27 protein-coding genes are annotated in these 24845 nt (G+C 61.2%); 6 read left to right on the forward strand and 21 right to left on the reverse strand.

Annotation, left to right across the window (positions count from 1 at the left end; all coding sequences use genetic code 11):
• Positions 1 to 2 precede the first annotated feature (2 nt).
• The 13 genes from PCS43_RS30960 to PCS43_RS31020 all read right to left on the reverse strand — a co-directional run bounded on the left by PCS43_RS30960 (position 3) and on the right by PCS43_RS31020 (position 11213).
• A complete protein-coding gene (locus PCS43_RS30960) occupies positions 3 to 569 on the reverse strand; it encodes a hypothetical protein (protein WP_270923176.1) in 567 nt (188 codons plus the stop codon).
• A complete protein-coding gene (locus PCS43_RS30965; protein ID WP_270923177.1) occupies positions 566 to 3751 on the reverse strand; it encodes a LysM peptidoglycan-binding domain-containing protein in 3186 nt (1061 codons plus the stop codon). Before PCS43_RS30965 ends, PCS43_RS30960 begins: the two co-directional genes overlap by 4 nt.
• A complete protein-coding gene (locus tag PCS43_RS30970) occupies positions 3748 to 4203 on the reverse strand; it encodes a TadE/TadG family type IV pilus assembly protein (protein ID WP_058037093.1) in 456 nt (151 codons plus the stop codon). The genes PCS43_RS30965 and PCS43_RS30970 overlap by 4 nt, the downstream gene beginning before the upstream one ends.
• Positions 4200 to 4601, reverse strand: a complete 402-nt coding sequence (locus PCS43_RS30975; protein WP_270923178.1) for a pilus assembly protein TadG-related protein — start codon at positions 4599 to 4601, stop codon at positions 4200 to 4202. The genes PCS43_RS30970 and PCS43_RS30975 overlap by 4 nt, the downstream gene beginning before the upstream one ends.
• Before the next feature lie 47 nt (positions 4602 to 4648).
• Positions 4649 to 5062, reverse strand: a complete 414-nt coding sequence (locus tag PCS43_RS30980; protein WP_011331686.1) for a hypothetical protein — start codon at positions 5060 to 5062, stop codon at positions 4649 to 4651.
• A 38-nt stretch (positions 5063 to 5100) separates the two neighbouring features.
• Positions 5101 to 5415 (reverse strand): hypothetical protein, encoded by a 315-nt coding sequence (locus PCS43_RS30985; protein ID WP_228233082.1) that lies wholly within the window; start codon positions 5413 to 5415, stop codon positions 5101 to 5103.
• A gap of 92 nt (positions 5416 to 5507) precedes the next feature.
• Positions 5508 to 5765 (reverse strand): hypothetical protein, encoded by a 258-nt coding sequence (locus PCS43_RS30990; RefSeq protein WP_270923179.1) that lies wholly within the window; start codon positions 5763 to 5765, stop codon positions 5508 to 5510.
• A gap of 151 nt (positions 5766 to 5916) precedes the next feature.
• Positions 5917 to 6171 (reverse strand): hypothetical protein, encoded by a 255-nt coding sequence (locus PCS43_RS30995; RefSeq protein WP_011331689.1) that lies wholly within the window; start codon positions 6169 to 6171, stop codon positions 5917 to 5919.
• A 116-nt stretch (positions 6172 to 6287) separates the two neighbouring features.
• The gene (locus PCS43_RS31000; protein ID WP_161121599.1) at positions 6288 to 7187 is read right to left on the reverse strand and encodes a type II secretion system F family protein; all 900 of its coding nucleotides are present in this window, start codon (positions 7185 to 7187) and stop codon (positions 6288 to 6290) included.
• Positions 7184 to 8065: a type II secretion system F family protein gene (locus tag PCS43_RS31005; protein WP_228233078.1), complete on the reverse strand. Its 882-nt coding sequence runs from the start codon at positions 8063 to 8065 to the stop codon at positions 7184 to 7186. Before PCS43_RS31005 ends, PCS43_RS31000 begins: the two co-directional genes overlap by 4 nt.
• Positions 8062 to 9708, reverse strand: coding sequence for an ATPase, T2SS/T4P/T4SS family (locus PCS43_RS31010; protein ID WP_270923180.1), 1647 nt, complete (start codon positions 9706 to 9708; stop codon positions 8062 to 8064). The genes PCS43_RS31005 and PCS43_RS31010 overlap by 4 nt, the downstream gene beginning before the upstream one ends.
• Positions 9705 to 10502, reverse strand: coding sequence for a hypothetical protein (locus tag PCS43_RS31015; protein ID WP_270923181.1), 798 nt, complete (start codon positions 10500 to 10502; stop codon positions 9705 to 9707). Before PCS43_RS31015 ends, PCS43_RS31010 begins: the two co-directional genes overlap by 4 nt.
• Positions 10503 to 10508: 6 nt before the next feature.
• Positions 10509 to 11213, reverse strand: a complete 705-nt coding sequence (locus PCS43_RS31020; protein WP_270923182.1) for an SAF domain-containing protein — start codon at positions 11211 to 11213, stop codon at positions 10509 to 10511.
• Positions 11214 to 11449: 236 nt separating this feature from the next.
• Here PCS43_RS31020 and PCS43_RS31025 point away from each other — a divergent pair, with 236 nt between their 5' ends.
• The gene (locus tag PCS43_RS31025) at positions 11450 to 11896 is read left to right on the forward strand and encodes a helix-turn-helix transcriptional regulator (protein WP_058037102.1); all 447 of its coding nucleotides are present in this window, start codon (positions 11450 to 11452) and stop codon (positions 11894 to 11896) included.
• Positions 11897 to 12163: 267 nt separating this feature from the next.
• Positions 12164 to 12946, forward strand: a complete 783-nt coding sequence (locus PCS43_RS31030) for a helix-turn-helix domain-containing protein (protein ID WP_058037103.1) — start codon at positions 12164 to 12166, stop codon at positions 12944 to 12946.
• A gap of 12 nt (positions 12947 to 12958) precedes the next feature.
• On the opposite strand, the gene PCS43_RS31035 is transcribed toward PCS43_RS31030, so the two are convergent.
• From PCS43_RS31035 to PCS43_RS31050, 4 genes are all read right to left on the reverse strand, one after another.
• Positions 12959 to 13762, reverse strand: coding sequence for an alpha/beta fold hydrolase (locus PCS43_RS31035; protein ID WP_228233076.1), 804 nt, complete (start codon positions 13760 to 13762; stop codon positions 12959 to 12961).
• A 146-nt stretch (positions 13763 to 13908) separates the two neighbouring features.
• Positions 13909 to 14577 (reverse strand): TetR/AcrR family transcriptional regulator, encoded by a 669-nt coding sequence (locus PCS43_RS31040; RefSeq protein WP_270923183.1) that lies wholly within the window; start codon positions 14575 to 14577, stop codon positions 13909 to 13911.
• The gene (locus PCS43_RS31045; RefSeq protein ID WP_270923184.1) at positions 14570 to 15208 is read right to left on the reverse strand and encodes a hypothetical protein; all 639 of its coding nucleotides are present in this window, start codon (positions 15206 to 15208) and stop codon (positions 14570 to 14572) included. The genes PCS43_RS31040 and PCS43_RS31045 overlap by 8 nt, the downstream gene beginning before the upstream one ends.
• Positions 15209 to 15339: 131 nt before the next feature.
• Positions 15340 to 16599 (reverse strand): hypothetical protein, encoded by a 1260-nt coding sequence (locus PCS43_RS31050; RefSeq protein ID WP_256922263.1) that lies wholly within the window; start codon positions 16597 to 16599, stop codon positions 15340 to 15342.
• A gap of 482 nt (positions 16600 to 17081) precedes the next feature.
• Here PCS43_RS31050 and PCS43_RS31055 point away from each other — a divergent pair, with 482 nt between their 5' ends.
• Entirely contained in the window at positions 17082 to 17534 is a 453-nt protein-coding gene (locus tag PCS43_RS31055; protein WP_228233067.1) for a helix-turn-helix domain-containing protein, read from the forward strand.
• 26 nt (positions 17535 to 17560) lie between these two features.
• Here PCS43_RS31055 and PCS43_RS31060 read toward each other — a convergent pair whose 3' ends face one another.
• Positions 17561 to 17926, reverse strand: a complete 366-nt coding sequence (locus PCS43_RS31060) for a hypothetical protein (RefSeq protein ID WP_228233062.1) — start codon at positions 17924 to 17926, stop codon at positions 17561 to 17563.
• Positions 17927 to 18148: 222 nt separating this feature from the next.
• On the opposite strand from PCS43_RS31060, the gene PCS43_RS31065 reads away from it, so the two are divergent.
• A complete protein-coding gene (locus PCS43_RS31065; protein WP_058037110.1) occupies positions 18149 to 18946 on the forward strand; it encodes a type IV toxin-antitoxin system AbiEi family antitoxin domain-containing protein in 798 nt (265 codons plus the stop codon).
• On the forward strand, positions 18946 to 19860 hold the full coding sequence (locus PCS43_RS31070; protein WP_011331704.1) for a nucleotidyl transferase AbiEii/AbiGii toxin family protein: 915 nt from the start codon (positions 18946 to 18948) through the stop codon (positions 19858 to 19860). The genes PCS43_RS31065 and PCS43_RS31070 overlap by 1 nt, the downstream gene beginning before the upstream one ends.
• A gap of 2 nt (positions 19861 to 19862) precedes the next feature.
• On the opposite strand, the gene PCS43_RS31075 is transcribed toward PCS43_RS31070, so the two are convergent.
• Positions 19863 to 22220 (reverse strand): FtsK/SpoIIIE domain-containing protein, encoded by a 2358-nt coding sequence (locus tag PCS43_RS31075; protein WP_253741145.1) that lies wholly within the window; start codon positions 22218 to 22220, stop codon positions 19863 to 19865.
• Between the two features lie 791 nt (positions 22221 to 23011).
• Complete coding sequence (locus tag PCS43_RS31080; RefSeq protein WP_058037113.1) at positions 23012 to 23470, reverse strand: hypothetical protein; 459 nt, start codon at positions 23468 to 23470, stop codon at positions 23012 to 23014.
• 90 nt (positions 23471 to 23560) lie between these two features.
• On the opposite strand from PCS43_RS31080, the gene PCS43_RS31085 reads away from it, so the two are divergent.
• Positions 23561 to 23986 carry an SMI1/KNR4 family protein gene (locus PCS43_RS31085; RefSeq protein WP_270923185.1) on the forward strand — a complete coding sequence of 142 codons (426 nt, stop codon included), beginning with the start codon at positions 23561 to 23563 and terminating at the stop codon, positions 23984 to 23986.
• A 178-nt stretch (positions 23987 to 24164) separates the two neighbouring features.
• Here the strand turns inward: PCS43_RS31085 and PCS43_RS31090 are convergent, their stop codons facing one another.
• Positions 24165 to 24845, reverse strand: a complete 681-nt coding sequence (locus PCS43_RS31090) for a hypothetical protein (RefSeq protein ID WP_270923186.1) — start codon at positions 24843 to 24845, stop codon at positions 24165 to 24167.

Consider the following 24845-nt stretch of genomic DNA (forward strand, 5'->3'; position numbering starts at 1 on the left):
TCCTAGAAGCTTCCGGCGCTGCAGGGTGTTCCGGGTTGTGTGTAGTCGGCTGTGACTCTCCATCCTGCTGGGTCGGGCCATGACGGGTTCGTCAGGATCGGTTTTCCGAGTTCGAGTTTGTCCACAGGCTTGCTGATGCAGACGTCCATTTGGAGCGTGGCAGTTCCCGCTGTCGGTGCGCCGGTCTCGTCGATGGGGATGTCGTGTTTGGTAATCACGTTCTTGAGTACTTTGAGATCGCTTGGTGGCGTCGGGTTTTCGTTGCGGCTGGTTGTGATCTCTTTCTTGGTCCTGTCGAGGAAGCGGCCTGCCGCGACGGCATCGAGGTCAGAGAGCGGGGCAGCGGGGTCGGAGTTCAATCGTGCGAGCACGGTGTAGTACTCGCTGATCTTGGCGAGGGCACCTTCTCCTGCTTGCTGTTCAGGTGATTTTCCCGATCCAGGGGGGCCGGTAAAGGTCGGGCCGCTGCTGGTGTTGAGGGTGCCGGGCTCCGGGCTGAGGATGCTGCAGCTTGCGGTCAGGCAGGCCGCCGCAGTGAGGGTGAGCATGGCTGCGATGCGGCGGTTCATGATGCGGCTCCGATGCGGTAGTCGGTGGTGGTGTCGAGCTGTCTGAGGAGTTCGTTGGTCTCCGGGTGTGCGTCGACTTGCAGTTCGTCGAGTTCGCTTTTGAGGGTGTCGATGAGGGTTTGGGTGGTTTCGATGTCCCCGGAGAAGTGGGTGGCGATGATGGCCGCTCGCCAGCAGCCTTCGTGAGCACTGTCGACCGTGAGGCCGGCCCGGGCTGCCTTTCCTGCGGCATCGAGGTCCTGGGTGACCTGTTCGCCGCGGATGTAGCGGCCGGCGAGCTCTTCTGCGACGTCGGTGATCGCGGAGATCATTTCCTGCTTTATGTGATCTGCCCACCGGTAGGCAATCGGGTCGTCGCTGGTGAAGGGCTGACCGGTCACCAGCGCGAGTGCGGATTCAAGGCGTTCGGTTGTCGTCGTCGCAGGGTGAGCGTCGACGAGCTGGTTCCAGTAGTCCCAGTCTGTGGTCACTGAAGGGTGGAGGCGAAGTGGCGTTCGGCCGGTTCGGTCTCCGGACTTGATGAGCGCTGCGTCCCCGGTGTCGGTATCTCCCATCCAGCTGCGCAGTCGTGTGACGGCTTGGTTGCGGCGGCTACGGAGCCGCGCGTTTGCCGTCTTCGCTTCTTCGGCAGTGCTGGCCGCGTTGACGAGTTCGACGTCGTGGGGCCACATCTTTGCGGTGAGCTCAGTTGCGGGCACTCCGTCGTCGCTGAATGCGAGTAGAGCAGCGATTTCGGTGAGGCTTCGCGAGTTTTCTCGGTCCGTTGAGCCTGGGGTGAGTGGGGTGAGGGTGGGTTCTCCGAGGACGCGGATCCAGATGTGTGGAGCTGCGGGGACGTCAGCCTCGTATGCGACGGTTTCGGTTTCGGTGTAGCCGACACGGTCGGTGTCGATGTCACCGACTGTCTCGGAGTTGACTCCCTCAATTACGTTGTCGTCGTTGCGAACTACGGTGAATGCCGCAGGGTCGGCACTGGTGATGAGATTTTCGGTCGTGATGTCGAAGTCGAGACGTGCCCCCTCCCAACTGAAGTCCGCAGTTTCGGGTTGGGTAGCTGGGGAAGGATCCTGCGTGGTGGTGGCATACAGACTGACGATGCTTTCGTAGCCGGCTTCGTCGAGTGTTGTGACAGTGAGCTGTGCGGTTGCGATACCTGGGCGGACCAGTGTTGCAGTGCCGTCGTCGGCGACATCCAATGTCCAGTCGGAGCGAGTGTTCGAGTTCTGCGTTGTGACTGCAGCGAACGCGATCCGCGGGGCGCTACGGGCGATCGAGGTCAGGATTTCTGTTTGTTCAGCTGTCAACGGGTCGGAGATGAGGACGATTTCCGGAGCAGTCAGCTCGCTGGTTTCGTACACGCTCCGTGCATGCGCGATGGATTCGATGTCGTTCTCGTCGAGGATGTCGGCGTCGCGTTCGAGGTGGCGGGCCAAGCGCGCCAACACCTCGTCGGTGTTGTCCGAGTGCGTGATACGGCCGGTATTCACTGCGCCTGCGAGGTCGCCGCAGTATCCGACGACGTTGAGGTGAAGGGAATCGGCTAGAGGCGATACGGCAAGCTCGACGGCCATCGCGCGAAGCACATTTGCGGTCGCGGTGGGTGTGCCGGTGATGGAGAGATGCCCGATTTCCTCCAAATTGAGCATGAGCTCTCGGCCGTCGTCGCTGGCTCCCATCGCAGTCAGGGCTGGGTATGGGCTGACGTCGATGTCCGGAACCGAACGAGGGAACGCCCGTGGGTCGACCATCCACGTGTCGTCGTCTGATTGCATCCATGGCTGGGGCAGAGAGATCTCCTCGAGCAGTCCGAGCTCGATCGTGTCGTCACCGATGAAAACGGCAAGGAGACTGGGGATGGAGATCTCGTTCGTTCGGCAGTACTGCGCGAGGTTCCGCAGTGCAGTGTCGACATGGGCGGTGGTCAGCGGATCGACGGCGGCAGTCAATGCCTGTTCGGCAAGAATCGCTTCCTTTGCAGGCAGGGCGATGCGCTCGCCGCGGCGGCGGCGATGCTGTTGTTGCCGACGGCGTAGCGCGAGGTGACCGGTCAGGCCGGCGGCGGCGAGCGCGGAGATACCGAGGGCGATGTAGACGACGTCGGACGAGCTGGAGGAGTCGTCTTCTACCTCGGCGCCGATAACGGATGCTTCGGCATCAGGAGCCATATTCGCAGGCATCTGAGGCTCGACGGGGTCGAGTTGCCAGTTCGGTGTCGCTGCAACTTCGGGGATCGGTTCCGGTGCCGCGTCGGGCACCTGCGCCTGGGGAGCTGGCCCCGGCGCCTCAACCGGCGCAGGTACGGCCGCCGGCTGGGGGGCTGCCTCCGCTGCCGGCACGGGTGTTTGGGCGGACGCGGATGGAATGATCAATTGCTGTCCGACTGTGATCAGGTCTCCGGCTGGCGACCCGTCCGCAGTGGTGATCTCAGAGAAACGCAAAGGATCGCCGAGCTCTCGGTCGGCGATGTCCCAGAGTGTATCTCCAGCTTGGACGGTGTAGGCGCCTTGTACGACGTCCTGCACTGCAGCAGGGAGTTGCAGCGTCATTCCCTCTGCGAGGAATCCCGCTTCGGGCACAACGTCTTTGTTCAGTTCGAGCAGTTCGGTGAACAACCGCCCGTCGCCGAGGTGAGTTTGGGCGAGTCCCCACAGGGTGTCTCCGCGGACGGTGGTCACGGTCGGGCCGGCGGGTTGAACTGCGGGCCGTGCAGCGCGCGGGTCCACCTGAGTGTGGGCGGGGCCGCTCGGGTCTTGCTGTGCGGAGATCGGTGCGTAGGGCGCAGGTGATGCGCTGTCCGCCGGTTGCGAGAGTGCAGGTGTAGCGGTTGCTGTGCCGGCTGTCAGCAGAAGCAGTGCGCCACTGACGAGGAAAGTCGCCGTTTTCTGTTGCGACCCGAGAAGCCGGATCTTCGGTGCCTTGACGCCCCGGAGTGTGGCTGCGAGCTCGACAAGGATCGGGAGGGTGAATGTCGCCCACGCGACCCAGCCGACGAGCGGAAGAAGTGCGACGAGGAGGCTGCCGTCGTCGGGGCTAGAGAGCAGACTCTCGAAATCCGAAAAGGGGATGTCGAGAGGATTACCGCGCAATGCCCACAGTGCTGCGGGGATCCCTGCCACGAGCAGAAGCAGGATCAGGAGGTACCCGAGTCCTGCGAGGCGGGATCGGACTGTGCGAGCACTCATGGCCGGTACACCTCCCCCGCGTTGGTGCGGTTGAGGTTCACCGTTGCACTACCCGTGATCACTTTCGAACCAAGGGGCAAAAGCTTGTTGTCGTACACGATGCGGGTGGTGATCAGCAGTGTGCGAGGCCCTGTGGGGATGACCTCGCCCTCGACCCCGGCGTCGGCGAGATAGCGTTTCGCGGCCGCCACTGCGCGTACGGGGTCGACAACCGTATCGATCCCTCGCGCACTGAGGGATCCGACGATCTGCTGTCCGGACGCGCGGGCGGCGTCTTCGGCGACGTTGTCCGCGCGTTGAGCTGCGGTGTGCATTCCACCGCCGTCGACGATGAGTCCCCACACGAAGAATATGAGGATGGGAGCGAGTATCACGGTCATCAGCGTCACGGCCCCCTTGTCGCGTTCCTCGGGGAGCCTGGAAGTGAGTCGCTTACGCAGTGCAGTAATCATCTGGTGCGCTCCCGGAAGGTGTCGATGGGTGAGATTGCAGTGACCTCGATAGTTCGTCCTCCACTGACGCCGGGCCATCCGAGGGCGTCGTAGGAGACTTCACAACTGACGGTGACTTCGACGGTGGCGGATACTCCTGGGCGAGTGCGAAACCCGGTGGTATCAGCGCTGACGTTCATCGTCGTGCATTTGAGTCCTTGACCATCCATCGAGTCCAGGACCGCTTGGTATGCGAGGGGGTTGGCTTGAGCGGCGGTACGTGAGAGCGATGCTGCTCGGGCGGCTTCTCCCGCAGCGTGCTCGACCTTTTGATGCGCCTGACGGTTGATGCCGTACGCGTACATCCAACCGAGTAGGACGAGGAGGACGATGATCGCGAGGCACAACTCGATGGTCACATCTCCTCGATCGTTTGAGCGGGAGCGAGCGATCCACTGGCTCAGCTTCATCCGACACCTCCGGGATTGGTCACGCGCTCAGTGGGTTTGGTGTGGTCGACGGTGATGGCGAATTCCAGCCCCGGTACGAGGGACGGGGACTTTCCGGTGATCGTGACCGTGGTCTCGCGGAGTGTCTTGTTCACCGACACGACCGGCGCTTGAAGGTCACCCGATCCGGATTTCGCGATGCACGCGTTCGCTGCGGCGAGGCCGAGCGCCTGGTTCCCTTGCTGAGAACGCGTGGCTTGCAAGGCTTTTTCGGCGCAGGTGTTGGCGACGTCCCGTCCGTGGAAGAACAGGGCGGTTTGCAGCATCACGGAGAACATCATCAGGAAAGCGACCATCGCGATGACGGTGACGAGCGTCGTGGGGCCCCGGTCGTCGTGGCGCCACCGGTCGATCAGCTGTTCCAGTGTCATGACTGTCCGTTTCTCTGCGGTCCGGTTGGCGGGGTGGGCTAGGTGGCGAGCCCTTTTTGGGCTGCGGTACTGCGTTTGGTGTCGACGCGATTGCGCGCGAACATGGCAGTCCAGATCGCGGCAACGACGAGGGCTATGGAGAGAGAGAATGCGGCCGCAAGTATGCCGAGCTGCACTGCGCCCGAAGTGCTTTCATCGGTGAGCACATGAAGAGTCGCCGCCGGCAGCCCCAACAGGATCGTCGCCGCGACAACAGGCGCAAAATAGACGCCCGGCCCCAAGTCAAACGTGTAGAAGGCACCGAACAGTATTAAAAAGCTCGTGACTGCCAATACGCTGATCGTGATAATCATTGATCTTCTCCTTCACCCCTCTCAGTGCCTGGGGGTCTGTGAATTCTGTTTCGTATGACGCCGATCCAAATCATTCGTTCGGCAACGAACAATCACGACCGATGGCGGCATAGCGATAGACGGAAGGTGACGTAGTGATAAACGTAGGAAGCGCCCCCCGCGAGTGCGACGACACCGACTCCGGCCACGGCTCCCCAAAACGGACCCAATACGCAGAAAGAAAGTGCCAGCACCATAACTGACCACCCCGCCCACAAAATCACTTCCTCCAGCGGTGTCCCACCACCAAGGATGATGAGGAGCAGCATTCCGAACAGCAAGAGAATCGCTACCGCTGTCAATATCGTCATCACGGCATTTCCTCCTGTCCCCTTCGGTTACTGCCTGAGGTCGTGCATCGATAGCGCCGAGCACTGAAGAGCGACGTTGCACTCCATGTCCTCAGCGCTATCGATAGGCCCATGGTTTTGTTCTCCAGCATCCGAACTGCGCTCGGCAGTTTCAGTCGGGGATGGAGTCCGCGCGGGACTGGATCTTCTGGACGACTACGGCGCCGGCAGCGATCGCCGCGACGGCGAAGATTCCGGCGAGGATGACGTACTCGAGGGTGGAGGGGCCGCGGTCCGAATTTTTACCGCCTGCACGCTGCAGGAGGCTGCCTGCGAGTGCGGCGACGAACATCATCGTGAGTGTGAGGTAGGAGGTGATGGCGGCGCGGGTTGCGCGTCGGGTGGTGGTGATGGCTTTGGTGGTCATGGCGTGCTCCTTATTGGTGTGCTGGATGTGTAGCAGTTGTCCTGGACTGGATGAGTCCGGTCGATGGGTCCTTCTTTGTTTTGCCTGTTCAGAGGGCATTCCTTTCTTGTTGTTGGTTAGCCGCTGATGACGGTCACGGCCGGGATCAGGAGTAGTGCCATGAACAGGCCGGCGAGGCCGGCGAGGGGCATGGCGAGCTTCTCTGTTGCCTCGACGGCGGCGGACTGCTCAGCGGAGGTTTGTGCGGAGCGCAGGCTGGCGGCTTTGGCTCGCAGTGAGGTGTAGACGCTGGCGCCTTTGTCGCCTGTCATCGTCATGATGTCTGCGAGGTCGCCGAGTTCTGCGAGTCCGAGCTGCTGCGAGACGCGGGTGAGAGCACTCCAGGGCGCTTCGCCGGAGCGGCCGGCTTCGTACAGTTCCTCGTCCAGTCGTAGGAACACCCAGCTGTCTCCGACTTGGGCGGCGATCTCGAGGGATTGTGTGGATCCGATTCCGCCTCGTCGGCATAGCGCGACCAGGTCGATGTAGGAGCTGAGGGCTTGTGCGAATTCGGCGCGAGCCGCAGCGGCGCGGCGCCGAATGTCGATGTCGGGAATCACGAAGAGGAAGACGGCGGTCGCGAGTGAGAGGATCGCCGGCATCGACCATGCCAATCCCAATCCGAACGCGGTCAGAACCAGATTCAGTATCGGGAAGATCAACAGACCGAAGAATGCCGCGACAAGTTTTTCGCCGAGGACGTGCGCCGGATCTTTGTGTAGCAGTGAGAGGTCCGATGTGGGGAGGGTGAGGAATCGACTGTCTTGTAGGTAGGGATGTACGCGCAGGCCGAGCTTGTTGGCTAGCCCGTCGACGAGTGATGTCCCTGCTGTGCTTGCCTTCTCCGGCGCGGGTCCGGACATCCTGGACATCACGTCGGTGAGGGCAGGTTGGGCTCGCAGGAAGTACAGGGCCACGAGATAGATGCCGATTGTGCCGACGCTGGTATAGACGATGATCGTCATGGTGATACTCATCGCTGCGCTCCTACAAGGTCGGTGCGTTCGACGCGGTCATTGGTTCCGATGAACCGCGGGTAGGTCGGCGGCTTGGTGGCTTGTTTCATCCAGTACAGATCCGCAGCGAAGAGCGTCAGCAGGATCAGTAGGACGATCTGCATGCCGCCTGAACGGTATGGCTCCATGAAATTCGTGAAGGCGAAAGCTGCAGCAAGGACGGCGATGGTGATGATGGTGACCCATTTGGCTTGTGTTCGAGTCGATTTGCGGTCCGCTTCGATGCGCCGGCGGCGGGCGACGGTATCGCCCACGTCTTCGGCGAGGCCTTCGAGAACATTGGCCAGACCGACACCACGCAGTTGCATGGCAAGGAGGAGGGCGCCGCAGATCTTGTCTCCGACGCTGTCGTTGAGGTCGGATGCAAATCGTGTGACCGCTTCGGCCGGTGGGACATTGTTGCGGAGCCTGTTGATGAAGGCAGTGATCTCGTCTTTGAGCGTTTCCGGGATAGGAGTCGAGATGATGGTGTGTTCGATTCCGGAGCCAGCTCGCATGCTGCTCGACAAGTTGCGCGTCCATTCGTCCATCGCGGCCAGACGGCGGATCTGGTGTTCCGCTTCCGGTCGGCTCAGGAGGTAGGGCAGACCCACGAGAAGGGCCGGGACGAGGAAGAGCGTGAAGAGCCATCCACTCAGGTAGTAGACGCTGGCACCTGCCACGATCCCGACCGCCAGGAGCATTTGGGTGGTCCCGGATATCTTCACTCTTTCGCCCTTACGTGGACGCTGCCGAGTGGGGGCTGTGGGATCGCGGCGGTCCCTCCACCCCAGGACAAGGCAGCCGACTCCCGCGCACAGAAGCAGGACGAGGAAAACGCCGATTTGCTGGTACATCATGCAGCTCCTTCGTCGTCGAAGAGTTCACGTTCTTCGTCGAAACTCCGAAGAGTGTCGGAGGGGAGGTTCAGTCTCTTGAATCCGCCGGCGAGAAGCTTGCGTAGCAGCGGCTGTGGGATGGTGCCGAATACCCCTGTGCCGTCGGAGTATCCGCGGTAGATGGTGGAAAAGCTGGGTAGCTTGTCGTCGCCAGGTTCGACGTAGACGACTTCGGAGACGTACCGGACTGCGGTTGTGGTGCCTTCGCGGTTGACCCTGACCTTCGTCGCCAACTGGACGATCACGTCGACGTGTTCTGCCAGCTGTCGTTCGATGTATTCCGCGGTGGCGTTCATCGGGGGCTCTTGGGCGAGGTTGGCGAGTCGGTCGATGACGCCGCGTGCGGTGTAGGCGTGGGTAGTGAAAAGGCCACCATTGGCTGTTTGGAGCGCCTTGACCAGGGCGAGGATCTCGTGGCCGGCGATTTCGCCGACTACGAGGTAGTCGAGTCCCTGGCGGACGAACTCATAGAGAATTGCGCTCAGGCTGAAGCCGCCGGCGAGCTGTCCGTCTGGACCGCGTTCGCCGCCGCCCATGATCATTTCGGCGTCGACGACGAAGTCTCGCCGGCCGGGCAGTTCGTCGAGGAAGAGTTCTCGTTCGGTTTCGGCCACTCCGATTCGTGTGTGAACGGGGAGTGCGTTGGCGAGAGCGCGGGCGAATGTCGTTTTGCCGAAACCCATTCCGCCGCCGACGCCGGTCGACGCTCCGCCTCGCATGGCGCATCCAAGGATGTGCGCAAGTTCCGGAGGCATCATGTGGTGATCGAGCGATAGCTGCTCGAGGGTGATGTTGGTCAGGCGGTGGATGCGGATCGCGACGGAGGGCCGGATGGTGGTGTACCCCAGGACCGAAAGTCGATGGTTGCCTTGCATGTTGAGTCGAAGCGAGGGATTGATTCTGGAGAAGGGCCTGCCACCGTTATCGGCCCTGGATGCGAGCAGGCTCATCCACTCGAGAAGTTCGTCGCCGCTGTCGACGACGGAAGCTCGGTATTCGTAGTGTCCGTCGGGGTATTTGACGTATACGGCGTCACCGTTGAGGTAGATGTCGGTGATGTCGGGTTCTTCGACGAGATCTTGGAGGGGCCCGAGGCGGAACTGAGCGTCGAAGATCGCCTTGATGAGGGCATGTTCTTGGTCGAGGTTGAAGGCTTCGCCGCCGGAGCGGATCGTCTGTTGGACGTGGTTTTTCACCAATCCGGTGATTGTTTCTCGGCCGTATTCGCGTTCTTCGTCTTCGGTGAACGGCACGACGAGTTTGGTGTTCTTCGGATCGTTGAGCTCTCGGTCACGCTTGGTGCGGTGTTCGCGCAGTAGCTCGGCCGCTTCTCGCTGCAGGGCGCGGACGAGTTGTCGGTCGACCGCGATTTTCGGGGGCGTACTCCGCCGCGACCGCACGGCCTCGTCCGGAGGACTATGCCGTGGTGCTGGAGGTAGATCGTGAAGGTGGTTGGTGCGGAAGAAATCAGCGGTTTCTGCCGACACCGGGGTCACTGGTTCGGGGGAAGCCGAGTGCTGATCGACGGAAGGAAGCGTCGCGGAGAAGAACGGGAGATCGGTGATGTTCTTGTGCGCACTCTGTGCTGTCTCGTCAGTTGTCATCGTCGGTCTCCTGTCACGGCGAGGCTGGACTTCCAGTCGGCCTGGTGGGTGGCCGAGAACTTTTCGATCTTGGGCCACGTGGTTCGGTGCAGCGCATGGAGATACAGCGATCGGCGGCGACGCCACTTGGTCAGCACCTCGCCGTCGGAGAAGATCTTCGCGTCCTTCGAATCCGGGATGACGGCGATGACATCGAGTCCCGTGACCTTGGCTACTTCGTCGGCGTTGTACGGAGATTCACCGATGAGGATGAGTCCGAGGCTTGCCGTGGACTGTGTCGCTGACAGTTGTTGACGCAATCCGTTGATCGAAGCGCGCAGTGCCGCCAGTGCCGGACGGGTCGTGCGGGTAACGATGGCAATGGTCGTGGCGCTGACGATCATTTCGACCGGTGAGCCGTGTTGTCCGATCCGGCCGGCGTCGACGATGACGTTGGCATCGTCGACGGCAAGTCCTGCGAGATGGATTCCGAGTGGACTCCAGACACCGCGCATTGCATCGACTTGAGCGGAATGTAGAAGGCCAGGGAGGACAGAGACCGTGGTGTCAGGGAAGGTGATCACCTCGGAGGCCAGCGCTGATTTGAGGCGTCCGTGGCGGTTGGCGTCGACGAGGTTGATCAATGATTTGTCGTGGTAGCGGCCGCCGAGGAGGTATCCGGCCAGCACGGGCGAGGATCCGATTGGATCGGCTTCGACCAAGAGCGTGTTCTTACTTGGTGAATTCAAGGCCAGAGCGAGTGCTGTCGTGGAGACTCCTGGTGCCCCGGATGCAGAGATGAGTGCGAGGTACATGGGAAATCACCGCACTCGGTTGTCGAGGACGATGGACACGCGCTTGGTCGCAGCCCGCGCGGCGACCCAGTTTGCTTCGGCTTCCGGGACCAGGAGGTTGAGAGTGGTTTCGCCCGCTTCCGCGATCGTGGTCGTCGAGTAGACCTGCGCCTTTGTGTTGATAGGTCCAGTAACCGGCGGGTCGTCGCCTTCTCGGGGTGTGTCTACGACGCGGATCATGTCTCCGGGAAGAATTGCTTCCGACGGCAGGTGTGGGTATCCCACGGTGATGCCGACCATCGTCAAGCCTTCTCCGGGCACCACCTGGTCGGTGACCGCCGCAGGCATCAGCACTGTTCCTGCCGGCAATCGAGTGCCGGCACTCATTCCGATGACACGACCTCGTTCACCCGCCGAGAGGGCACCCAGGTCGGCATCGACATTGACGGTTTTCACCGTGAGGTCCTTCGATTCGATGATTTGGCCCTGTTGGACGTCGCGCGCGAGGACCAGGACGTCGGTCGTGGCGCGCATCGCGCTCACTGCGGCGAGCATGCCGATCACGGCGACGACGACAAGCGCAACGCCGATAGCAAGATAGATCGGGCGTCTGCGCACTCGCGCGCGGGTAGTCAGGTCGGGTGGGCTATCCGGGTCTGCGCCGTTATGTGCTGGTTGTTTGTCACTGGACGAGCGGATGGAATCGATCTTTTTGGTCAGTAGGGATGCCATGTGTGGTGGTCCTTCACAGTGGACGAGTGGACAGGGTGGGCAGGTCGTACGGGGACAGTAGGTCGGGACCTGGACTGGCTGGCGCCAACTGCGCTGCAGAACGGTTTGCCTCGGCTTTTCGGTGGCGGTACGTTCGCCGCAATCCCTGTCAATCTTGGTGACAAATCTAAAAGCCAATCTGGATGGCATATTAGAAGGGTTGCGGCATGGTGTCTAGCGATGGACGGACCAATCCGATGAGCCGCAACGTCCTGCGCGGCTTCGATAAAGACGCATTCGCAGCTGCCCGAAAGGCAGCTCGGATGTCCCGTGGCGATGTCGCCCGCCTGGCGGACACGACCGCCGCGACCATCCGCAACTGGGAGATCGGCGCCGTGTCTCCTCAGATAGATTTCCTGGCCAGAGCCACGAAGGCGTTGAACATCCAAGTCGGCGACGTCGTCGTCACGGATCCGGAGCAGCGCTTTCTCAGTGACTATCGATGCTTGGTCGGACTTACCCAACCCCAGCTCGGCAAAGTGTGCGGGTTGACGACCACGACGATCACGCGCATTGAACGCGGTGAGATCGCCCTCACCGACAAGATCCAGACCGCTTTGGCGGAGGCGTTGGGGATTTCTGAGGAACAGGTGAATCGGGCGTATATGAAGGCCAAGCGGCGACCTCCTGGAACGCCTGCTTGAGCCTCGCCGTAAACGTGGCATGGCTATCCCCCTCTGGAGTCAACTCCGAGGGTCTCCCCACCCCGGTGTTGACTCGCCTCCCTGCTGGTTTCACTCTCCTGCCTGCCACGCAGCTGTGAGTCTTTCGCGAAACAGCACAGCAGGTTTGTGTGACCGGCGCGAGTCTGGCCGGTACCACTAAAGAGTGTTACCTGCGAGTATTGACTTTTCGCCGTAGGTCAGCTTTTGGGTGTTTGTCCCGTTACAGATACTCACGAAAGGTCATGCATGGATACCGTCCGACCGCCCAACCTGGGCGATTACCTGCGCGCGTTGCGCACCAGATCCACACCGCAGCACCCGGACGGTCTGACAAGGACCGAATTCGCGGCGAATATTTTCTGGAGCGTGAGCCATATCACGCAGATCGAACGTAACGAATCGCCGAACCCTTCAGTCAAATTTCTGGAAGCGACATCACGGGAACTCGGCCTCGATCCGGCCCAGCGCCGACACCTGTACAACCTTGCTCGCCGCACTCAAACGGAACGGGAAACATCGACCACCCCGTGGACGATCGAGCAATACCGATCACTCATCACACCCGAGATGCGCACGGTCATCACAGCGCTCAATCCACATCTGGTGGCTTATCTGGATGAGCGATGGAATGTCATCGAATGCAACGCTGCCTATGATCGCGCCTTTCCAGGCCTTCTCGACGACGGCAATGTTTTGCGCTGGTTCTTCTCCACACCGCAGTCCAAGCAAGTCATGGTGGAGTGGGAAGCCGAGACGACCTTGACGGTGAACTGGTTCCGCGCATTGATGGGACGCTATTACAACCCTGAATGGGCGATCGAAACCCTGGAAGAACTGAGCAAGTTCCCTGCATTTCGGCGCCTGTGGGACAAAGAGGATGTTCGATTCGGCCGACACCAGCCATTCATGCATCTGCGCGATGCCGACACCGGCGAGGAATACCGCGTTCACGTCCAGGTACACACGGAAATGCGTGGTGACTACCCCGTACAGATGTACCTAGGCGTGCGAATCCCGGGAACCGAATAGCTGCTCAAACTTCTACAGCCAGCCTGTTTCAACCATCGTCACGAAGGCCGCGATGGTCTCGTTCACGGGCTGCGGGTGGGTCCAATTGGCTGCGTGACCTGCGCCAGGAATGGTGAGGACTGGAACTGCGAGCGGTAAATGGTCGTACAACTGTTTTGCTTTGGCCGCAGGCGCGGACATGTCATGTTCGCCACGGATGATCAACGCCGGCACCTCGATAGCACTCAACCGGTCGACGACATCGTCGCGCTCGATCAAGCATTCTGCGGCCGGTCGAATCGCTCGACGATCGCTTGTCGTCCATTTCTCGATCCACGGCGCCCACGACTCTCGCGAGTCACCGCCGATCAATTGCGGTGCCAGAGCTTCGACAAGTGGTTCGATCGGGGCATCGCTGCACCACTGATCGAACATGGCCTTGTATCCGGCTTTCTCGCCATCGGTGCAGGCAGATGCTTCGGTGTCGAGTAGCAGGAGCGCTTGGACTCTCTCGGGAGCAAGCAAAGCCGTCCGTAGCGCGGTGTAGCCGCCCTGCGACATTCCGCCGACGATTGCTGTCTCGATCTCGAGATCGTCGAGGACCGCCAGGGAGTCTCGAGCCAAATCCCAATACGTGAATGCGGCGCCGTGATCGATTGTTCGTCCGTGCCTGCGCGAGTCCCAGGCAACCACCCTGATATTGCCGGCGAGGGCATCGATCTGCGGGGCGAACATCGACGAATCCATGAAGAATCCATGCCCGAGCAGCAGGACGGGCCCCTCTCCCCCACTGTCGGTGTAATAGATATCGGCGTCGGGCGTTCTCACGTTCGGCACGAACCCGATACTAGGGGTGGCCTTTTCCGACCGGGGATTCGAGTCCGCTCACGTGCATACACGGGCGCGGTAGATTTTCAGGGTTTGGAAGGCTCCGGGGGAAGATCCAGGGCCTCTGCGGGTCGTCGTAGAAGGCGAGGTTTCGGCTAGTCCGGACCGCCGGTAAGTCCGTCGAACACGTCGACTATCCGTGTTCGCAGATTGGGTGAGCCCACATCAACCGACTGAAGTTGAGCCCCGCCAATGAATGTCGCGCACACCTGATCAGATAGTCGGTAGCTTGCGGGACGGTCTCTTATCTCGCCTGACTCTATGGAGCGGACAACCAATTCATCAATGCTCTTGTGCCACTCCATATATGCAATTTTCCCGCCCGTAACGGACGGTTCGACAGTGAGAAGTAACCCAGCACGCAGGATGGGATCGGCATCGATACGGTGCGCCATCTCGCTGCAGAACCGCACCAGCTGGCGGTAGGGGGACCTATCACCAGCCTCTCCGAGAGCCACGTACTCGTCATTCACCATATTTGACCATCGTTCGATAACCTGTTGTGCCAGTTCCTCTTTGGAAGAGAAATGGAAATATATTGCACCTTTGGTCAGGTTCCCGTTTTCGATGATGGTGTTGATACTTGCCGCGGCAAATCCACAAGCATCGAACTGACGTGCGGCAGCATCGACGATTTTCTCGCGAGTAATCCCCGCCCGTTTCTGCCGTCGCCTTCCTTTGACCGCGTCCCCGACGACGGATGGGCTGGGTGAACCGAAATGACCTGGACTCACCGGCTCTGATTGGACGACGGTTTCACGCATTCCCTCTCACTTTCAGCAGTGTCTTCTCGCTACATCCTGCAGAAACAACGGAAGCATTTGCAATCTGCCTATTGTCAGCGTTAGTGCGCGATTGTGCAGATCGGAGGCCTGACTGATCCGATTCTGTCCTCGCGACCCATTCTCCGATTGCAGTCAGAATCCAACTTCTGGACACCTCGCGGTCGACGGCCACCACCGATGTCAGCGCTTCGAATGCCAGCGTGACGGCGACCGAAAAATCAGGATGCGGAGTGTCCATTGCTTCCAGTGCGATGTCGTTGGCTGCGGAGAGCGCGAGGTGCAGGGCGTCTGTTGAGATCACCGCAGGGTCTTCTACCAGCGCTGTTGTGGATTGGTATGCAGATAACCAGACCTGTGGGTCTAGCGGATGCTGTGCTGCGGCGCGGCACATACGGGCAGCTTGCTCCAGTTCGGACATGACCGGCTCGGTCAGGATGGGCGCAAGCCTGCCGGTCAACCCCCATTGCGAGTCGAGGAGATCGGCGAACCAGTGCCAGCGCATTGATTCAGGTGCGTCATCGAGAGCAAGCTCGACCGTTCCGGCAGCAAGACACATAACAGCGTCGCCGGGTGTCATGGTGTTGAGCGCGGAGGCGAATGTCGTGTTCATGAGCAGGTCCCGTCTGGGGTCTCGGGTCGAGACCGGAGATGTCTGTATATGAATAGAACGTGATGCGATTTTGTAATCCGCTGTCAGAGACAGCTTTTCAGAGTCCAAGGGAGATCTTGCCGAGATGTACTTCAGCCGGTGTCGGCAATGTCGATCGGGCGCAAGTATCCCTGCGGTTGACTGCCACGGTTTACCTCTCGCCGCAGCTGACCATCCACCGGGCCGTATGTGAATGCCCTCCCGCCGGCCCCTGAGAAAAAGAGACCGGGCCGCCGCGAGGCGCGTGCGGGCGCCGATGGCGAGCGCTGCATTGCATCGTCTACCTGTTGATTTGGCTTGATGGATCGATCAATCAGATTGGGACGCAGTATGTCTCGGCTGGATTTGTGGCGAGAAATGCCGCCAGGGCCTACACCGGGGCACCGCGTACTCAGAGTGCGCATCATGTGGCGCGGCGGGCGGAGCCGTGCCGCGCCATTCCTATGTCCCGACCGAGAACCAGACAACTGGACTCGTTCGACGCTCCGGTTGAGCGCGGCGGACGCGTGAGCGCTCGATGTCGCATCTTCCGACAAATCCTCGTCGAGCGAGATCGGTTCCAGCTCCCGACCCGACAGGGGCTCGACAGGAGACAGTTCGTCGGATTCTTCGCGAACACCAAGGACTTCAACGGCTGTTTCCTGTGAGCCACTCTCTTCTGTCGATGAATCGCTGTCGACCGCTGCATCACGTGCAAGTGCGCGCCGGTAGCGGCTCAATTCGGTGACTGCCGAGTCGTATTTGATGGAAAGCCGTGCCGCGAGCTCGGAAGGAGACCAACCTTGTTCGAACGCAATGCGCACGATCTCGCGTCGCTCGCAGAGGCGTAGCGGCAACTGCTCCCCACCGAGCCGGCGGATCACGACTGCCTCGTCAACGGGAACACCTCCCCCACCGTGTCGCGGTTGAACTCGTTCCTGACTCCGCGCCTTGGGGTTGTCGATTTCGTCGTCGTCCCACCCGAGCGGCGGTACGACGCCATCCGCGCGTGATCGGTCACGAATTTCGGCATCCGGGCCCGGGTGCATGGACAGCTCGTCGTAGATGCCGGCGATCGCCTTCCATAGCCCACTGGGGATGAGGCTCTTGGTCGGCATGCCAGTGACGACGTCGATGTCGACGCCGAGACGAGCTGCCAGGAGACCGTCTCCATAGCCCATTGCGTTGAGTGCACGCAGACGTCGGTGCGCTCCGACAGCCGGCGTGAGATCGCGGCCGCGGCTGGGGTGGAAGGTGATTGAAAGGACAGCGTCGACGACACGCTGTGGTGCTGACGTCGTGGAAGTCTTGCGCAACGCCCGGATGATTTCGACGGGCAGTGATGCAAGTTGAGCGATCAGCTCGGTTGTCATTCCGGCGCACATCAGAGCGTTGACGTGGTAGCGAACGTCTGCGAGGTCGACTGATGTATCGACGTGACGGGCAGGTGTCCAAGCCTGCCCGTCACGTCCCCCTGAACCCGATTGTCGCGATGTCTGGAACCACCCGTCGTCGCGACTGGGTGTAGTAGACCGGGCGGGGATTCCGGCTGTATTCAGTCTAGCTACCGACGCTTGGCGTGCAGAGGAACGGCAGCCGCGTCGGCTGCTGGAGATTTCGGACGTGCGTTGTGGTGCTGCGGTGCTGGTGGTCATCGGAAGCTCTTTTCCGTTAGCGGCTGGTCAGGCCGCATGTACGTGTGAACAGTTCGTACTCGAGCGCACCGGGTCGTCGAGAACAGCGAATGCTCGCTGGTTGAGGCCGTTCTGGTGTTTATCACTGGAATCTAAACCCGGTATGCAACGATGGTATCTACATCTTCAATAGGATGTCCAGCGATGAACGGACAATCCAGGTGAGACTGCCTTTGAACGGCTTCCAGCCGAAGGCCCTCGAAAAGGCTCGAACCGCGGCCAAGATCAGCCGTGGCGATCTCTCCCGCGCAATCGGCGTGGACCCGACCACCGTTCACAATTGGGAAACCGAACGATCGCAACCGTCGCCCGACCATCTGGCGCGTGCCGCTGAGCAACTCGGCATCCCTCTCGATCAACTGATCGTCGTGCCAGAGAAGAACAGGACGATCGCTGACCTGCGCAATCTCGCGGGAATGACCCAGAAGGATATCGCCGGCCGCACGGGCCTGAGCACCACGACGATCGGCAGGATCGAGCGCGGCGAAGGGACTCTCGCCGATCGCCACGCCACCGCACTTAGCGAGGCTCTGCATGTGGAGATCCAGACGATCCGTGCCGCGTTCATCCGAGCTCGAACCAGACCTCTCCGCCCTCTTCCCAAGACCAGCTAGCGCGCATCCCGGACCTGCGAGTTTCCTCATCCTTGATCACCCACTCGCAGCCGCTGCTGACGACGACGATCAACTGCCTGGCGTAAGCCGCTGACCGCCAGGGTTACCGCTACCGCAAGCACCGCAGCGACGACGATGAGCCGGCGGATATCGAGGCCAGCGCCTTCCGCGCCAGGAAGGGCCAGCAAGGGCGATTCCGTTGCGGCGATGATCATGTTGTGTTCGAGAAGCCAGGCCGTGGCCCTTGCCGACATGGCCGGAATGGCGCCGACGACGATTCCGAAGATCAGTGGGGCTGCCATCAGCAGGGACATCTGATCCGCGTCAGACAGTCCTGCCGCGTTCGCCGTACCCGGGGTGGGACGCTGGGGTTCTGACTGGCTCTCGAACATGACCGATCTCCTCGTGTCGCCGGAATTGGGCTTCTACGAGTAGGAAGATCCGGTCGAGACGTCCTGTGTGACACGCGTCAGCAAACAAATTTCGGAACCTGGGCGGCGCACGTGACGGGCAGGTGATTGACACGCTTGCGGTCTTCGTCAGATGCGGGGAAGTTTCACTGAAACTCCACTTTGGATCGTCAATAATTACACCTAGAGTGATATTATTGGTGCATGAAAGGTGATGATCGCTTCCTCGCACTGGCTGACCTCGCCCAGGACCAGTGGGGCATGTTCACCTCAGCGCAGGCCGCAGAGTCGGGCGTAAGTGCGCAACACCTCAAGCGGTTGGCAGACCGATTCATCCTCACCCGCATCAGACATGGCGTGTACCGGCTGACAGGGACGCCGATTCACCCCACCGATCACGTGCGCGCCCAGTGGCTTGCACTCGACCCGACACGCTCGGCGACAGAGCGCATCGGCAGTGCCGATCCCCGCGGGGTCGCCTCTCATCGAACGGCTGCCGACTTGAGACAACTCGGCGACATCGATGCTGACATTGCAGAGTTCACCGTTCCGCGCCGGCGCAACACACGTAGCGACGGAGTCCGTTTCCACGTCGCCACGCTGGACCCCACACACTGGTCTCTACTCGACGGCCTGCCCGTCACGACGACAGCAAGGACGATCGTCGACCTCGCATCTTCTCGAACAGACGGTGGACACCTCGCTGGCGTGGTGTGGGATGCATTGCGCACCGATCAGGTCTCGCGGGGACAGTTGGAGTCCCAACTGCGCCCATTTGCGCACCTCTACGGCGCACCCCTCGGTGACGGAGCAGGATTGATCGCCGCCCTCATCGACGATGTCGCCGCCTCGGACCTGATGTCCACACCGACCGATACGAGAGCCTCTCGCCAGGAGGAAGCCGCTGACGAGGTCGGGCACGGTCCCGGCGTCCTGAATATTCTGCGTGATCCCGCCCTGCCCGCCGCACTTCGCGCGCTGCGTAAACAAGGAATCGTATAGTGGCACAACACTATCCGTCGGCAGCAGCATTTCACCGGGCACTGCTGGCACGCCTGGGAAGCCAGGCAAAGACATCCGGTCGCACGACTGAAGAACTTCAACGCGAGTACTTCACCCAGCGGTTCCTGGCGAGGGTGTTCTCGTCACCTGATTCGCGGTGGATCCTCACCGGAGGCGGTGGAATGCTCGTTCGCATCCCTGGGGCCCGTCACAGCCAAGACGTCGATCTGCTTCATCCCGGAACAGACATCATCGGTGCCGTCGACGAACTACGAGCTCTCAGCGTCCGCCCGGACCTGGACCGGTTCACTTTCGAGATCGAGGCGAAAGGATCACTGACCGGCGTCAGTCGGGGTGCTCAATTGAAAGCAACCGTTTATCTCGGCACTACGCGCGTAGGAAACTTTCCGATCGACATTGCGATCGAACGCACCTTGATCGGACCGGTGGAACGACTGCAGCCCCGCCCCGCCGTCGAGATCGCAGACGTCTCGACGCTGCCGGCCTTCACGGTCGTACCTATCGCTGACCAGATCGCTGACAAACTGTGCGCGATGTACGAACTTCACGGGCCTCAGAAGGTCACCCCCTCAACGCGATTCCGTGATCTCGTTGATCTGCTACTCATCATCACCTCATGCACGGTCGACGCCGAAGACACTGTGAACGCACTACGGGCCCAACAAACCCGCCGCGTGCTCACACTCCCCCACACGCTTGCATCTCCCGGGCCGAGCTGGGCCGCCGGCTATCGTGCACTCGCGTCGAAGACATCGTTGAAATCCGAGCTTCATACGCTCGACGACGCACTCGCCGAGCTCAGCCGTGCACTGTCTCCATTGCTGTCGGGGCGGAGATCCACAGGGACATGGGACCCCGCCGCGCGGCAGTGGGTGCCGGCCGAGCTCGACTGAGGTCACACCAGTTCAGGTACCTGAACAGGCTTGCGGATCGAGACGTAGGAACTGTCCGGAATCGCAAGATCGCCCACCTCGTCGGTGTCACTGCGCCAGGTCAACGAGAGCAACGAGTCTTCGATGATGTCGGGCTCGGGTTCGGTGTCGACAACGACCCACTCGTCGGTGTCCTCCATCAACAACAGATCACCCAGTGCCACGTCAGCGGCGCGAACATCCTGGACAGGTCCGTATTGGTCCTCGTGTTCGTCTCCACTGGCGAATGCATAGTCCGATTCCTCGCTTGGAGCCGCATCATCGACCGCCTCCTTGACGACGGTGAGTCTGGTTCGGGTCTGGTCGAGGTTCGACTGTTCTGTTCGGATTGCAGGATCGGCCAGTTTGTCGAGAAACGCCGCCGCAGCTGCGGGATCGTTTTTCGCGAGCGTCGGCCTGCGGTAGGTGTCGAGGTCGACGAAGTCCGCCATCGCTGGTCGCTTCGTCGGAGTTTCGGGCGCCCCCAACAGACCCAACAATGCGGTCGGCGATGCGATTCGGCGATCGGTATCGCGGTTCATCCGTGCTCGCTTGAGTACCGGGTCGAGGTCGGGTCGGTCACTGGCAAGGACCCAGTCAGCGGCGACGTAGTCGAAATAGGTCAGAGGAGCGGGTTCTGACGTTTCGTCGGAGGCGTCGATGTCCGGGAGAGATTCCGGAGGAACGATCAGCAACCGCGGGTGTCTGGTCACCGGTGGCCGAAGCCTGTCGAGGAGATCAGCGTCCGGAGTACCGTCACGGGTCTTTCGTGGATCCGGCACGCGGTAGCACTGGATTTCGAGCGGCTGATAGTTGTCGGTGACAGTGGTGCCTCGCCCGCGGCACTTGCGCGGAACGCTCGTGCCAATCGTCGGCGACTGCCACATCATGGTGGCCGCTTGAGGCGAGAGCCGTCCCATGGAGATGCGCATCGCGAAGTTGTCGCGCATGTCGCCGAGGAAGTAGATCGCGTCGGGACGCTGAGTACCGAAGACCAGATGCACTCGCGAGGTACGCGCTTTGCGTGCCATCGACGCCAGCATGGCGAGCACCGGTGGTTGTCTCGGGCCGCCTTTCGGTTTGACCGAGGTGTACCAGTCTTCGACATTGCCGCGGAATTCCGCCCACTCGTCGAGGAACACCAGCACCGGTTCGAAATCCGCTTCCGTTGCCTCGCCGGTGACGATCTTCTGGTAGCGGTACTCCATCAAGTCGCGTGCACGATGCACCATCGCGACTTGCTGCTCGATGGTCGTGGCGACCACTTGGACGTTGGGCCAGTCCTGGAAGCCGAGGAATTCGACATATTTTCCATCGAGCACCCAGATCGGCCATCCGCGGCGCGAGAAGTTGACCAACAGGTTGTGTGCCGTCACTGTCTTGCCGCTACCGGGAGGTCCGATCAGCATCAGATTCGGATCGATCGCGGGGCGCCACACCACCTCGTTGCCGTCTTCGTCGACCCCGTAGGGGATCTCCACCGAGTCGTAGCTGGCCAACAAATCGACATCCGGGTCGATGTCCGGGGCGGGCAACCAAACGCTGTCGGGGAACGCAGCACGTTGCTCGAACGTCACCTCGTCCGTGTGATGGTTCCACTTTGCACGCCAGCGTCCGGGGAACATCGCATTGATCGCGCGTTCGACACGAGTGCGATAGCCATCAGACACGAGCTTCGATCCGATTTCGTGCCGCACCATCATGGAGGTGACTTCACCGGTCTTGGTATCGACATCAATCGCAGTCACTGTTGCGGTCGGTCCCAGCAGTTGCCCGACATAGCGTTTTGCACGCGCCACCGCTTCACTGTCGGAGGGCTCTCGTTCCGGCTCCGCTGCGGGCGTGAAAATCAACCGCCGACGGTTGGGATCGTGCTCGGCGAGTGCAAAGAACCCCCACCCCTGGTCTTCGAAAACCTCGCAAATGTCGTCGAACCATGTGTCGTCGTTCAGCGGCTGCGCCGACGTGTAATACACGGTGAGTTTTCCCGGCACGCCCGGAGTCCCTCCGCTCCACTTCGATACCGACAACACCGCCCGCGTCGCTTCCGGGATGCCCATGACGGGGCAGAGTCGTTCGATTACTTCGTCGACCTCGACATCGCGCAGTTGTTTTTTCTTCCCCGCGACTCCGGCGTACACCGCGCCTATCGACAGTCCTGCGGCCGCCGGAACTGACAAGGCGGCATACCCGAACAGCGGCGCCCCGGCGCCGACACCCACTGCCGCGCTTCCGAGGCAGAAGCTGTCGCGAACCCAAGTCCGCGACCGCGCCGGCAGTGAACTTATGCGAGGGGTACGAGCGAATCTGGCGGGAGCCTTTTCCTGCGCAGGACTCGTCATCGCCGACCCCCGATCACCCGACGGCAATCGAATCCGGTCTGCATCTGCATGGCGCTCCTCCTGTGGTCGGCCAACCGCGCGCACGCGCAGTTGCCTCGAATGGTTCTTCTACTCACAGGAAGATCCCGCCAACCCGAGCTGAGTGACATCGCGGCCGAAGAAATCTCTCTCCACTTTCACTCAAGCCGGAACAGCTACGTGTAAATCCGACACCGCCCCGCATCAGATACACCACGAGTGAGATGTTCATGGGAGGCATCCCATGGCACTCCCACGGCAACTCCCCTTCGCGGAACTCGTAGAACAAACTCGCGCTCACATCAATCGCGAAATGACACCGTCACCCCTTGACACGTGGGTTACGCTCCGAACAGCACAACGAAGTGAGCATGGATCGGAGCGACCCCCCGCGTAGGGGATAAATTCTCTCCCCGGCAACTACACCGATTCGCGCTGCTCAGCAGGTTGCGGGGCTCCGGAACGAAGATCCGAGCCGTCCATCTATCCCACGCCTCAGCCAACAGACAATCTGAAAAGAACCTTCTCCCATGGGCGTCCCAAGCCCGTCCCCTTAGCCAATCAACGGCCACGCACCTGTTGTTCAACAGCCTGCGATGTGTCCGGCCGCGAGCCGTTTCGCGCGAGTCTCACCCACACAAGTTCGAGCAGATTCCCACATCGCAAGTTTCGGCACACAAGTTGGGGAACGTCCTCGCCGGTCCTGCAAATGCCTTTCGACCCTGACCCAGGGCGACGGGTCGCGCCTAGGGTTCCCGGGCAATGGCTTCAGGTCAGGTCCGCTTGCGGCTCGCGATCTCGTCGGAGAGCTGCTGAACGTGGGCGGCGTCCGCGTCCCGGGCAAGGGCGACGTAGTGGTCCATGACGGCCGGCCGGTAGCGCACGGGCAACGTCTGTCCTGGGGCGAGTCGTGTCAGCTCGGTGATCGTGAGGTCTTCGTCTGCGATACCGCGGAACAAGATGCCGTCGGAGGTCTCCACGTCGAACATCAGGACCACGCGTGGATTGCTGTTGACCTCCCGCCAGTCGACGAGAACGCCGAGCGCAAGCACCCCCCTCCGCAGTTCCGCATTGCGCTTGCGTGCATCACTGCTCATGAGCGGGTTCGGGGCGACGCCCGGAAAGTCGGGCCCGACGCCGAGCGATTCCCGACTCAGGTCAGGCCTGAGCTTCGACATCACATCGTCGAGCGTCATCTTCGAATCGTTGCGCTTCTTCTTCCAACCGAACATCCTGACCCCTCCATCGCGGCGCCGGAATCTCGGCCTGGAGCTTCGGCGCTCGGTGCGATCGTAACGGCCGGCATTGCCCGAATCAGACAGATGACCGACGCAAAAACATGCAGATGCCGACTCGTTGGATCCAGCGCGGCGATCTGCGGTGGTCTCCAGGTGGCGGGGTTCGACGCTGATGTTCGGATCCGAGCACTGGCCGTTATTGCCAACGATCATTCGAGCTGGTCAACGTACATTGCTGGCGAGATCCTGCAATCCGAAAGTCGTCATGAGCTCGACCTCGCGGAGATCGCGTGGTCGAGCTGTGGCAACAACACCGGGGCGAACGGATCGAGCAGTGATTTCCACGGCGCCCCCATCGACGGGGTGGTGTTCGCTGACGACGGGTCGGGGAATCCGATCTGGATCGCTGCCGACGGAAGCGTGCGCTTGGTCGACCATGACAACGCGAACACAGTTGTTCGACTGGCTGCCAGTTTCCGCACGCTGTTGGCGGAGAACGTCGACGACTGACTCACGAAGGCATCCGCGCGATTCCGGCTGCCCCTCGTCGCCCTCGCAGGCTGCATGTCCGCGGTGGTCGCCCCACAACGACCGGACCTGTCACCGAGATGATCGAAGGCGTTGCGGGCGTCGTGGCTGGGGCCGGCCTACGGATACACACATGTCGCCCCCTCGACGGGGCACTAGTTCATCGGACGGCTACTGCGCTTACACGCCAGACGCCGATTTTGATGGCACTCATGTAGACAGCGAAGGTGTTTTTGCTCAGTTCTTTTCCATCAGGTCCGGTGGCAGTTTGTGTCACTGCGAGCACACGGGAAACTTTGGCGGGTTGATCAGCAGGGTGTTCGTCGCCGGCAATGCTCGCTGTGGCAATGACGATCGCGTGGTCGTCTGCCCAGTTCTGCCATTGCTTACCGGTGATCGGTGCAAGCGCAATGAATGAGTCGGCATTCGCGGCGTAGTACCTCTCGTCGAGAAGTGGCGCCGCCCGTTGAGCTGCCGCGGATTGGTTTACGTCCTTGCCTGGCGCGTAGGAGAGCAGGGTGCGAGCGACGGCGAGCATGACCGATTCTGCATCGTTCTCGTTGGCTCCGGCCAGTGTGTCGGGGAGCGCTGGAGGCGGAGTGGTGGTCAGGGCTGGAGGGGCGGTCGGCGGCGACGGAACTGTCGTCGGCGCCGAGCCGGACTGGCTACCCTCAGCGAAGACGTCTGTCGATGGGAGTGGGGGCACCGTCCACGAGGTGTCGGCCTCGGCACTCGTTTCCACCGGATGATCTTCGGGTTCGTCGCTTCCTCCGCACGCTGTCAGTACCAACGCGGCAGATGTGAGAGCAGCAAGCGCGAGCGAGCGATTGCGAGTAATCAT

Source organism: Rhodococcus sp. C-2, assembly GCF_027854095.1.
Lineage (GTDB): Bacteria > Actinomycetota > Actinomycetes > Mycobacteriales > Mycobacteriaceae > Rhodococcus_F > Rhodococcus_F qingshengii.

Bases quoted from the DNA above. Each gene is read 5' to 3' on its own strand.
- PCS43_RS30960 (WP_270923176.1), bottom strand. From the start codon at position 569: ATGAACCGCCGCATCGCAGCCATGCTCACCCTCACTGCGGCGGCCTGC.
- PCS43_RS30965 (WP_270923177.1), bottom strand. From the start codon at position 3,751: ATGAGTGCTCGCACAGTCCGATCCCGCCTCGCAGGACTCGGGTACCTC.
- PCS43_RS30970 (WP_058037093.1), bottom strand. From the start codon at position 4,203: ATGATTACTGCACTGCGTAAGCGACTCACTTCCAGGCTCCCCGAGGAA.
- PCS43_RS30980 (WP_011331686.1), bottom strand. From the start codon at position 5,062: ATGACACTGGAACAGCTGATCGACCGGTGGCGCCACGACGACCGGGGC.
- PCS43_RS30985 (WP_228233082.1), bottom strand. From the start codon at position 5,415: ATGATTATCACGATCAGCGTATTGGCAGTCACGAGCTTTTTAATACTG.
- PCS43_RS30990 (WP_270923179.1), bottom strand. From the start codon at position 5,765: ATGACGATATTGACAGCGGTAGCGATTCTCTTGCTGTTCGGAATGCTG.
- PCS43_RS30995 (WP_011331689.1), bottom strand. From the start codon at position 6,171: ATGACCACCAAAGCCATCACCACCACCCGACGCGCAACCCGCGCCGCC.
- PCS43_RS31000 (WP_161121599.1), bottom strand. From the start codon at position 7,187: ATGAGTATCACCATGACGATCATCGTCTATACCAGCGTCGGCACAATC.
- PCS43_RS31005 (WP_228233078.1), bottom strand. From the start codon at position 8,065: ATGATGTACCAGCAAATCGGCGTTTTCCTCGTCCTGCTTCTGTGCGCG.
- PCS43_RS31010 (WP_270923180.1), bottom strand. From the start codon at position 9,708: ATGACAACTGACGAGACAGCACAGAGTGCGCACAAGAACATCACCGAT.
- PCS43_RS31015 (WP_270923181.1), bottom strand. From the start codon at position 10,502: ATGTACCTCGCACTCATCTCTGCATCCGGGGCACCAGGAGTCTCCACG.
- PCS43_RS31020 (WP_270923182.1), bottom strand. From the start codon at position 11,213: ATGGCATCCCTACTGACCAAAAAGATCGATTCCATCCGCTCGTCCAGT.
- PCS43_RS31025 (WP_058037102.1), top strand. From the start codon at position 11,450: ATGAGCCGCAACGTCCTGCGCGGCTTCGATAAAGACGCATTCGCAGCT.
- PCS43_RS31030 (WP_058037103.1), top strand. From the start codon at position 12,164: ATGGATACCGTCCGACCGCCCAACCTGGGCGATTACCTGCGCGCGTTG.
- PCS43_RS31040 (WP_270923183.1), bottom strand. From the start codon at position 14,577: ATGCGTGAAACCGTCGTCCAATCAGAGCCGGTGAGTCCAGGTCATTTC.
- PCS43_RS31045 (WP_270923184.1), bottom strand. From the start codon at position 15,208: ATGAACACGACATTCGCCTCCGCGCTCAACACCATGACACCCGGCGAC.
- PCS43_RS31050 (WP_256922263.1), bottom strand. From the start codon at position 16,599: ATGACAACCGAGCTGATCGCTCAACTTGCATCACTGCCCGTCGAAATC.
- PCS43_RS31060 (WP_228233062.1), bottom strand. From the start codon at position 17,926: ATGTTCGAGAGCCAGTCAGAACCCCAGCGTCCCACCCCGGGTACGGCG.
- PCS43_RS31065 (WP_058037110.1), top strand. From the start codon at position 18,149: ATGAAAGGTGATGATCGCTTCCTCGCACTGGCTGACCTCGCCCAGGAC.
- PCS43_RS31075 (WP_253741145.1), bottom strand. From the start codon at position 22,220: ATGACGAGTCCTGCGCAGGAAAAGGCTCCCGCCAGATTCGCTCGTACC.
- PCS43_RS31080 (WP_058037113.1), bottom strand. From the start codon at position 23,470: ATGTTCGGTTGGAAGAAGAAGCGCAACGATTCGAAGATGACGCTCGAC.
- PCS43_RS31085 (WP_270923185.1), top strand. From the start codon at position 23,561: ATGACCGACGCAAAAACATGCAGATGCCGACTCGTTGGATCCAGCGCG.
- PCS43_RS31090 (WP_270923186.1), bottom strand. From the start codon at position 24,845: ATGATTACTCGCAATCGCTCGCTCGCGCTTGCTGCTCTCACATCTGCC.